This is a genomic window from Nocardia asiatica NBRC 100129, from assembly GCF_000308415.1.
GTDB classification, from domain to species: Bacteria; Actinomycetota; Actinomycetes; order Mycobacteriales; family Mycobacteriaceae; genus Nocardia; species Nocardia asiatica.
In genome coordinates, this window is the sequence record NZ_BAFS01000204.1 from 1 (window position 1) to 8,226 (window position 8,226).

General features: G+C 70.4%; 9 protein-coding genes. 6 read left to right on the top strand and 3 right to left on the bottom strand.

Going from position 1 to position 8,226, the window contains the following annotated elements:
- The 3 genes from ON27_RS19750 to ON27_RS19760 all read right to left on the bottom strand — a co-directional run.
- Positions 1-759 (bottom strand): type I glutamate--ammonia ligase (locus ON27_RS19750; protein ID WP_506330633.1); only part of this gene is annotated, 759 nt, incomplete at its 3' end.
- A 142-nt stretch (positions 760-901) separates the two neighbouring features.
- Positions 902-2,290, bottom strand: a complete 1,389-nt coding sequence (locus tag ON27_RS19755; RefSeq protein ID WP_083887675.1) for a lipase family protein — start codon at positions 2,288-2,290, stop codon at positions 902-904.
- Between the two features lie 166 nt (positions 2,291-2,456).
- Entirely contained in the window at positions 2,457-3,593 is a 1,137-nt protein-coding gene (locus ON27_RS19760; RefSeq protein WP_043729532.1) for an esterase/lipase family protein, read from the bottom strand.
- 277 nt (positions 3,594-3,870) lie between these two features.
- On the opposite strand from ON27_RS19760, the gene ON27_RS39930 reads away from it, so the two are divergent.
- The 6 genes from ON27_RS39930 to ON27_RS19790 form a co-directional block, all read left to right on the top strand.
- A complete protein-coding gene (locus tag ON27_RS39930) occupies positions 3,871-5,142 on the top strand; it encodes a PucR family transcriptional regulator (protein ID WP_051046782.1) in 1,272 nt (423 codons plus the stop codon).
- A 24-nt stretch (positions 5,143-5,166) separates the two neighbouring features.
- Entirely contained in the window at positions 5,167-5,865 is a 699-nt protein-coding gene (locus ON27_RS19770) for a methyltransferase domain-containing protein (protein ID WP_043729535.1), read from the top strand.
- A 90-nt stretch (positions 5,866-5,955) separates the two neighbouring features.
- On the top strand, positions 5,956-6,354 hold the full coding sequence (locus tag ON27_RS19775; RefSeq protein ID WP_043729537.1) for a TOBE domain-containing protein: 399 nt from the start codon (positions 5,956-5,958) through the stop codon (positions 6,352-6,354).
- Between the two features lie 5 nt (positions 6,355-6,359).
- On the top strand, positions 6,360-7,133 hold the full coding sequence (gene modA / locus ON27_RS19780; protein WP_043729539.1) for a molybdate ABC transporter substrate-binding protein: 774 nt from the start codon (positions 6,360-6,362) through the stop codon (positions 7,131-7,133).
- Entirely contained in the window at positions 7,130-7,942 is an 813-nt protein-coding gene (gene modB / locus ON27_RS19785; RefSeq protein WP_086007516.1) for a molybdate ABC transporter permease subunit, read from the top strand. The genes modA and modB overlap by 4 nt, the downstream gene beginning before the upstream one ends.
- Positions 7,939-8,226, top strand: a 288-nt coding sequence (locus tag ON27_RS19790) for an ATP-binding cassette domain-containing protein (RefSeq protein ID WP_043729543.1), incomplete at its 3' end; no start/stop codon positions are given. The genes modB and ON27_RS19790, both read left to right, overlap by 4 nt.

Genomic DNA, 8,226 nt, shown 5'->3' on the forward strand with positions numbered 1-8,226 from the left:
CGCCATGAAGGTGAGACTGCGGCCCTCCTGGGCCGCGATCTCCTTCGCGCCGGTCTTGTAGATGCTGTGGTTGTCGCAGGTGGTCAGGGCTTCGTCGTACCGGAAAGCGATCTCGTGCTGACCGGGATTGCACTCACCCTTGGCGGATTCGACGTACATCCCCGCGCCGTCCATCTCCTTCCGGATACGGCGCAGCAAGGGCTCGATCCGCCCGGTGCCGAGCATCGAGTAGTCGACGTTGTACTGGTTGGCCGGGGTCAGCCCGCGATACCCGGCGTTCCAGGCCGCCTCGTAGCTGTCGTCGAACACCAGGAACTCGAGTTCGGTCCCCACGAACGCGCGCAGGCCACGCTCGGTCAGCCGATCGAGCTGTCTGCGCAGCACCTGGCGCGGCGAGACCGCCACCGCCCGGCCTTCCGGCACCACGTGCTCGACATCGCACAGCACCAACGCCGTGCCCGGCCACCACGGCGCGGTCCGCAGGGTGCGCAGATCCGGCCGCAGCACGACGTCTCCGTACCCGGTCGCCCAGGAGGACAGGGCGTATCCCTCGACAGTCGTCATGTCCACGTCCACCGCGAGCAGGTACCCGCACGCCTCGGTGGCGTGCGCGACGACCTCGTCCAGGAAATATCGCGCCGCGCAGCGTTTCCCTTGCAGCCGCCCCTGCATGTCGGTCATGGCGACGAGCACCGTGTCGATCTCGCCCGTGTCGACCCGGTCCCGCAATTGCGCCACACTCAGCATCCCGCTACGCATCCACGACCCCTCTCGGCACCAACCGTGCTCACGCTAGAACAAAACGGACACGTTTGCGACGGGACGCACCAATCTCGGCCGCGCCGCCCACCGACTCGAGATCAGGCCAGCTCAGCGGCGCGTCGGCGGGAGCGCGGCAAGATCAGGACAAGGGATTGCGGAGTGCGGCGGAGAAGACGGGGAAGCGGCGCGGGCGGGGAGGCGACATCGCGGGCGGGCGCGGCGCGCGGATCGGTCGTCCGAGCCACATGCGCGCGAGCAAGGCCGCGAAATCCAGGTGGCCGCGCAGCGCCGGACCGGCGAGGGCCAGCGACCAGCTGGTCCGGGTACCGGCCGCGGGCAGCTCGCGCCCGGCGAAGCGACCCGCGAGCCAGTCGATCATGACCGGCAGCGCCAGGAATTGCAGCAGCAGATGGGTGCTGAGCCGGTCGCGCAGGTAGCGCACGTGCGCTCCCCCGTCGACATAGCGGGCGACGTGACCGTCCACGTCGGCGACCGCGATCACCTCGTCGTGCACGCCTTGCAGCACCAGCATGGGCATGGCGGGCGCTTGGCGGCCCGGGTGGATGTCCTCGAGAATCCGCCGCAACCCGTCCTGGGCGATCATGGCGGTGATGCCCGCCGGGCTGTGCTTGTCGATATCGCGGCGGGCGAAGCGATACAGCAGCGGGAACGTCGCGGTGGTCTCGGTCTCGGCCAGCCAGCCGAGATACCGCGCGTCGAGGTGGGCGCGCAGCAGGCGGTCCAGATCCGGGTAGCCGCGGCGCAGCCCCGCGGTGAAGACGGCCGCGAACCCCGCGAACAGCGTGCCGTTGAGCCGTACGAAAGCGGCGGCCGGGTCACCGACCGGCGATCCGGCGACCGCGCCGACGATATTCAGCTCGGGCGCGTACTGCGCGGCCACCTCCGCGGCCCACGCGGTGGCCAATCCCCCACCCGAATAACCCCACAGGGCAACGGGTGTGACGGGGTCCAGCCCGAGCGGGACGAAGGAGACAGCGGCGCGCACCGCGTCCAGCGCGCGATATCCGGGCTCCCTGGCCACGCCGAACCGTCCTGCGGTCCCGCCGTGGTCCGGCACCGACACCGCCCAGCCCCGGGCCAGGGCGCTGGCGATCAGCGGGAGTTCGAGCTGAGGTATCGCCCCCGCGGCCCGCGCACCGCGCCGCAACGCGTAGGAGGGAAGACATTTCGAGGCCACCGCGTCGATCGCGCACTGGAACGAGACCAGCGGGCGCGGCTCGGCGGGGTCCGCGCCCCAGGGCAGCAGCACGGTGGTCACCGCGACCTCCGGCACTCCGTCAAGATCACTCGTGCGATAGAGCAACTGCCATGCCGAGACGCGCTGGGGCACCATGCCGAAGAATCCGATCTCCACCCTGCGCGTGCGCACGATCGCGCCGGGACGCAAGCGCCCGGCCGCGGGCGGCGGGAGGTAGAACGGATCGGCTTCGGGCAGTATCGGCCGATGCGAGAAAGCCGCCGGCTCGGGCGGCACCGCGCCGCCGTCCCACTCGAGCTCCACAGTCATCCGGTTCTCCCTCTCCGACGGCACGGCCGTGACCACGGGCACCGCCGCGCCGGTGACGGTGCGCGGGGCCCGTACTCACCCAACCAATGTCGCGGCCGGAAAAGAATTGTCGCGGGGCCCAATTAGATGCGCGCGGATTCTCTCGCCGATGCAGTGACAGCGCGGCTCACAAGCTGCCGTTGCCGCCGATCATCCACGGATTGAAGGTGCATTCCAGCGCCGGATGCGCGACCGGGTCGAGCGCGCGCAGCACGATCGATGCCGCCCGCGGGGAATACATCATCGTCAGGTGATCGGACATATCCTGCTCACACCCGTCCTGCAGCGTCACGTTGTCCACCGTCGCGTCCGGACCCGCCTGCAGGAAGGTCCATTGATAAGGGTTGGTGATCTCGTCGTGCCGCGAACCGATCGCCGTGTAGGCGACGCCGGGCACCGTGTCGCCCTGCGCGTTCAGGCTGGTGTAGAACGGCGAGCCCGCCGCCTGCTGGATATTGGCGATGCCGACCAGCGGTTCGTAGAACCCCAGGATGTTCACGCCCAAGTTGTTGATGATCCGGCCCAGCGTCGCGATGCCCATCAGCGAGGTGCCGTGGTGGGTGGCCCCTAGACTCACCAGCTTGCCCACTTTGCCCTGGCCGCCTTCGAATTTCAGGTAATGGTTGGCGACCGTGCCGCCCTGGGAATGCCCGACTATGTCGACGGCCTGCGCACCGGTCGCGGCCAGCACCCGATCGATGAAGTCCCGCAGTTGCGCCGCCGAATCCTCCATCGGACCGACGCCGAAGCGCCCGGGCAGGACGGGGCCGAGTCCGCCGCCTTGCATCAGGCCGGATCGCCCGAAGTTGAAGGCGAAGACGCAGAATCCGGCGCGCGCCAGACGCGGCGACAACGAGGAGAAGGTGTCGTAAGCGTTCAGCCAGGTGCCGTGCAGCAGCACCACCGGCCGCGGGTGTTCGGCGGTGGGAGCGCAGTTCCAGCGGTTGGCGCCGGACGGGGCGGAGTCGGGGTGGGTAAGACCGTAGGCGAACGCGGCCAGATACGCCGACATCTCCGGACCCTCACCGGAGGCGTCGGATGCGACGCTGGTCGCCCAGCCCGACGAACTTCCGGCGTCCACGATCGCGCGCGGCTGCCTGCCGTCCGGGGCGGGCGTCAGGCCCGCGCTGATATAGTCCGCCAGCGCCTGCTGCGTCGGTTCGATCTCTTCTCGCGCGTACGCCGCGCCGCCGCCGAGCGCGGTCGCCATGGTGACGCCCGCGATCACCGCCGCCCCGAGAATCGCCCGCCGAGCGTTGTGCATAATTGCCAACATCCAGTCCACTTCCATTCGCACCGAACGAATGCGGCCCGGCGGCGAATCGAGCACCGCCGAACAATGTCTCCCACGCCACATTTCGAGGCGAGATGTGATCCGGGCCATAGTTACGGGCCGCTTTCCGAATGTAGGGCGCGCCCGGGAGTGGTGTCACTGCACGCGGAAGAGAACATTTCCTCCGCGATATTGGCGTCCGAACCAAATTTCACGCGGCCGCGCGCACGAGCTTGCCGCGGGTTCTGTGGTCGGAAACAATCGGCCCATGTCCGTCGCGTTGTCCCCGGTGGCCGGTGACGCCCCGCTCGTCACCCGGTTGCTCACCCGCTGGCCGCAGATCGCCGAGCGCATGCTCGCCGCGGGCCTCGGCACCACCCCGCCGGCCGCCGACCTGCCGGAGGGGCATTTCACCGCCGAGGTGCTGCCCGCGATCTACGCGTGCGGCCGCGCGGTGCTGCAAGCGATCGGCGAACAGCGCAGCTTCACCAAGGCCGAGGTGGCGACGTTCGTCGCCCCGGTGGCCGAGCGGCACGCCGAGGACCGGTTTCCGCTGCCCGTGCTGATCGAGGCCATTCACGGTTCGGCGCAGTCGGTGCTGCAGGAGGCAGCCGCGCTGGCCTCCCGCGAGGAGCTCGACGATCTCGTTCTGCTCGGCAGCCGTCTGCTCGACCTGCTGATGCAGATCAACGTCACGGTCGTGGAGACCTACACCGAGGTCGAGCAGTCCATCTACAACGCCGAGCGGGAGGCGCGCCGCACGCTGTGCTCGGCGCTGCTGAACGGGCTGCCCACCGCGGAACTGGCGGCGCGGGCGGACACGGCGCTGGCCGAGCACTACACCGTGCTCGCGATCCACATCCGGCACGACGACCAGCCGAGCACCGTCGCGACGCTCGTCGGTCGCCGCCGCATCCGCATCCTGCACCGCGCGCTGGACGCCCTCGCGGGCACGACGGCGCTGGCCACCTTCGACGGCTGGACCGGAATCGCGTTGCTGCCCAGCGCTTCCGGCGCCGAAGCGGACGACGCGCGCCACGCGCGGCTGGCCACGGAACTGACCGAGCACTTCGGTGTTCCGGTGTTCGTGGCCGAATATCCGTCCGTGCCGAGGGACGCCATCCCGCACACCGCGAAAGAAGCCACCGAACTCGCCGAACTCGCGCGCTTGCTCGGCCGGCCCTCGGGCGTCTACCAGCTCGACGACCTGCTGCTGGAGTACCAGATCACCAGACCGGGCACCGCCCGCGCGCGACTGGCCGAGCGCATCGCGCCGATCCTGGACAGTCCCCATCTGCTCGACGCGCTCGACGCGCATCTGCGGCACGGTTCCGATCGCAAGGCGGCGTCCGCCGAGATCCACGTGCACCCGAACACTTTCAGCTATCGCCTGCGCCGCATCGCCGAACTCACCGGCGCCGATCCCACCGACCCGCACGACTCCCGGCTGCTCGCGGCCGCGCTCACGATTCAGCGCCTGCACCCGGTCCGGCCGACCGGCTCGGCCCGGCCCGCGGACGGAAACTCGCTCGCACCGTGAGCCGGTCCTGGCTACCGTCCTCGCATGGGCGACGAACACGATCCGGTCGACGCGGGCCGCTATCTGCTGACCGGCCGATCGCTGCGCGAATACCGCGCCATGTTCGCGCTCACCGACGACGACCTGCGTGGTGACATCCTCGACTGCCCAGGAGGCGCCGCGAGCTTCGCGGCGGAGGCAGCCGAACTGGGCGCGCGGGCGATCGCGGCCGACCCGGTGTACCGCATGCCCGCCGCGGAGCTGACCGCGCTGGCGTCCGCGGAACTCGACCGCAACGCGGCCCACACGACCGCCGCCGCCGACCGCTACGTCTGGGGTTTCTACGGCGATCCCGACGGCCATCGGCGGCTGCGCGGGACGGCGGCGCGCCGGTTCGCCGAGGACCTGCGCGCGAACCCGTGGCGTTATCGCTACGGCGTGCTGCCCGCGCTGGATTTTCCCGATCGGTCCTTCGATCTGGTGTTGAGCTCGCACTTGCTGTTCACCTACGCCGACCGCTTGGATTTCGACTTCCACTCGGCGGCACTGCGGGAGCTGGCGCGAGTATGCCGCGGCGAGGTCCGGGTGTTCCCGCTCGTGGATCATGCCGGGGGGCGGCTGGACGACCTTCTCCACCGTCTCCGGGAAGCCCTGCGTAGCGAGGGAGTGCGATCGGACCTCGTCGGCGTCGATTTCGAATTCCAGCGCGGCGCGAGTTCGATGCTGCGCCTGCGCGTGCGCTAGCCCGCACCGCTCGGAGGCCGTGGCGGGTGGCTGGGTCAGGAGCGGTGCGCCCAGCTTGCATTCCGCAGATGCGGAAATAAACTTCCTTTCATGTCGAATTTGCGGATCAGCGAGGCCGCCGCGCTGCTCGGGGTCAGCGACGACACCGTGCGGCGCTGGATCGAGCAGGGCAAGCTGACCGCCCTGCAGCTCGACAGCGGGCGCAAGGGCGTCAGCGGCCGGGAACTCGCCGAGTTCCTCCGCGCCAACGCCGAGGCGCCGGAGCCCGGCGCCACCGTGGCGGCCTCGGCGCGCAATCGCCTGCGCGGCATCGTCACGCGGGTGGTGAAGGACACCGTGATGGCCCAGGTGGAGATGCAGGCGGGACCGTTCCGCCTGGTGTCACTGCTGAGCCGGGAGTCGGTGGACGAGCTCGGGCTCGAGGTGGGCAGCGTCGCGGTGGCGTCGGTCAAGTCGACACATGTCGTAGTCGAGATACCGGAGAGTTGACAGAGATGATCCGACTGAGCGCGATGGCCGTTGCCGGAGTCACCGCGGTCGCGTTGACCGGATGCGGCTCCGGCGAGCCCGCGCCGACGCACCCGAACGGGATCGGCGGCACCGTGACGGTCTTCGCCGCGGCCTCGCTCACCGAGACGTTCACCGAGCTGGGCAGACGATTCGAGGCTGTACACCCGGGAGTGCGGGTGGTGTACAGCTTCGGCGCCAGTTCCGCACTCGCCGAGCAGATCGTCCAAGGCGCGCCCGCCGACGTCTTCGCCTCGGCCGCGCCGAAGAACATGCAGCAGGTCGTGGACAAGGGCGAGGTCACCGCCGCACCGGCCACCTTCGTGCGCAACCGGCTGGAGATCGCGGTGCCGCAGGGCAACCCGGCCGCGATCACCGGCCTGGCCGATTTCGGCAAGAACGAACCGAAGATCGCCCTGTGCGCCGTTCAGGTGCCGTGCGGAGCGGCAGCCGAGAAGGTTCTCCAGATCGCGGGCGTCGATCCGCGGCCCGACACCCGCGAGGCCGACGTTCGAGCGGTGCTGACCAAGGTGAAGCTCGGCGAGGTCGACGCGGCGCTGGTCTATCGCACCGATGTGCGCGCGGGCGGCGCGCAGGTGCAGGGCATCGCCTTCCCGGAGGCGGACCAGGCGGTCAACGACTATCCGGTGGCGCCGCTGGCGCACGCGCCGAACGCCGCGGCGGCGGCCGCGTTCGTCGAGTTCGTACGCTCCGAGCAGGCCCGCGCGGTGTTCACGGCGGCAGGATTCGATACCCCGTGATCGGCTCGGCACGGCGACGGGCGCCCGCGGGACGACGACCGCTGGTGCTGGTGCTGCCCGCGGTCGCCGCGCTGGCGTTCCTGCTCGTGCCCCTGCTCGGCTTGCTGTGGCGGACGCCATGGCGGACGCTGCCCGAGCGGCTGGCGGCCGCCGAAGTCGGTGCGGCGCTGCGCTTGTCGCTGCTGTGCGCGAGCCTGGCGACGGTGCTCTGCCTGGTGTTCGGAATTCCGCTGGCCTGGCTGCTCGCCCGCGGCGAGGTGCCCGGCAGCGGGGTGATCCGGGCGCTGGTCACCGTGCCGCTGGTGCTGCCCCCGGTGGTCGGCGGCGTCGCCCTGCTGCTGGTGCTGGGCAGGCGCGGGCTGGTGGGCCGGTATCTGTACGAATGGTTCGGGGTCGCACTGCCTTTCACCACCGCGGGAGTGGTGATCGCGGAGGCGTTCGTGGCGATGCCGTTCCTGGTGATCGCGGTGGAAGGCGCGCTGCGGGCGGCCGATCCGCGCTTCGAGGAGGCGGCCGCGACGCTCGGCGCGTCGCGCTGGCTGACCTTCCGGCGGGTCACGGTGCCGTCGGTGCTGCCGGGGATCGTCGCGGGCGCGGTGCTGTGCTGGGCGCGTGCGCTCGGCGAATTCGGCGCCACCATCACGTTCGCGGGCAACTTCCCCGGCCGGACCACCACGATGCCGTTGGCGGTCTATCTGGCGCTGGAGACCGATCCCGACGACGCGATCGTGCTGAGCCTGGTGCTGCTCGGTGTCTCGGTGGCGGTGCTGGTCGCGCTGCGCGAGCGCTGGATCCGGGGTGTGCTGTGACCCTGGATGCGCATCTGCGGATCGCGAGGGGGTCGTTTCGGCTCGATGTCTCCGTGGCCGTCGCGCCGGGCGAGGTGGTCGCTCTGCTCGGTCCCAATGGGGCGGGCAAGACGACGGCGTTGCGCGCGCTGGCCGGACTGACGCCGCTCACCGCGGGCGCGATCCGGCTCGACGGCGAGACCTGGGACGCGCCACCGGAGATCTTCGTGCCCGCCGAGCGGCGGCGCATCGGCGTCGTCTTCCAGGACTACTTGCTGTTCGCCCACCTCAGCGCGCTGGAGAAT

Coding starts and splice junctions, on each gene's coding strand:
- modA (WP_043729539.1), top strand. CDS start 6,360: ATGATCCGACTGAGCGCGATGGCCGTTGCCGGAGTCACCGCGGTCGCG.
- ON27_RS19755 (WP_083887675.1), bottom strand. CDS start 2,290: ATGACTGTGGAGCTCGAGTGGGACGGCGGCGCGGTGCCGCCCGAGCCG.
- ON27_RS19775 (WP_043729537.1), top strand. CDS start 5,956: ATGTCGAATTTGCGGATCAGCGAGGCCGCCGCGCTGCTCGGGGTCAGC.
- ON27_RS39930 (WP_051046782.1), top strand. CDS start 3,871: ATGTCCGTCGCGTTGTCCCCGGTGGCCGGTGACGCCCCGCTCGTCACC.
- ON27_RS19760 (WP_043729532.1), bottom strand. CDS start 3,593: ATGCACAACGCTCGGCGGGCGATTCTCGGGGCGGCGGTGATCGCGGGC.
- ON27_RS19770 (WP_043729535.1), top strand. CDS start 5,167: ATGGGCGACGAACACGATCCGGTCGACGCGGGCCGCTATCTGCTGACC.